At 35.6% G+C, this 968-nt stretch carries 1 protein-coding gene; it reads right to left on the bottom strand.

The window, feature by feature from the left end; translation table 11 throughout:
• Positions 1 to 10: 10 nt before the first annotated feature.
• On the bottom strand, positions 11 to 904 hold the full coding sequence (locus NCY30_RS14940) for an IS3 family transposase (protein ID WP_226851847.1): 894 nt from the start codon (positions 902 to 904) through the stop codon (positions 11 to 13).
• Between the last annotated feature and the right edge of the window lie 64 nt (positions 905 to 968).

The following is a 968-nucleotide window of genomic DNA, read 5'->3' on the forward strand; positions in this document are numbered from 1 at the left end:
TGGCGATATTTTATGCTGCTTTTGTATATTGCTCATGATATTTCATTGGTGTCATTACATGCAGTTTCCTTTGAAGTCGTTGGTTGTTGTAGTAATCTATGTAATTAGCTATCGCAGTAATCAAAGAGCTTCTGTCATTAAAACGCTGTTTATAATACATTTCTCGTTTTAGAATTCCCCAAAACCCTTCCATTGGTCCATTGTCAATACAGTGGGCAACTCTAGACATACTCTGCTTCATATGATGTTTTTTTAATCTAGTATAAAACTGTGCGCTTGTATATTGAAAGCCTCGATCAGAATGAACTAATGGGTGTGCATCTGGCTCCTGACGAACAGCCTCATCAAACGTGTCCATAACTAATGGATTATCATTATGATCGCTGATTTTAAAGGAAACAATCCTTCTATCATATAAATCTAAAATAGCACTCAGATAAACTTTATGAACTTCTATTCCGTTGTAGTATTTAAATTCAGAAACATCTGTAAGCCACTTTTCATTCGGTTTTTCGGCGTGAAATTCACGGTGTAAATAGTTTTTTGCTATGTGATCAGGATTTCTGTCTCCTCTGGTACAACTCTTAGGTTTCCATTTAATATTTGATTTTATATCGTATTTCCTACAAATACGAAGTACTCGTTTATCATTCACATGAATTCCTTTATGTCCATCTAATTCATCACGAATCCTTCGGTATCCCATATCTGGATGCTGGTGATGAATCCTTTGGATTTCAGTGGATAGTCTTTCGTTTCGAAGTTCATTATTACTTTTCGGATATTTTCCCCAGCGGTAATACGCAGAACGTGTAACATTAAGATATTTACAAAGTCTATCTATGGGATAATGCTTAGTAGACGATAGTTTTTGGATGGCTTCATATTCGGCTAACCGATGGATTAAAGATAGCGACCCCTCCTTTCCAGTTCTCTGACTTTTTTTAACAGATCATTCTCCATTTGTA

Source organism: Dorea sp. MB18-49 (assembly GCF_023669465.1).
Classification (GTDB): Bacteria; Bacillota; Clostridia; order Lachnospirales; family Lachnospiraceae; genus Dorea_A; species Dorea_A longicatena.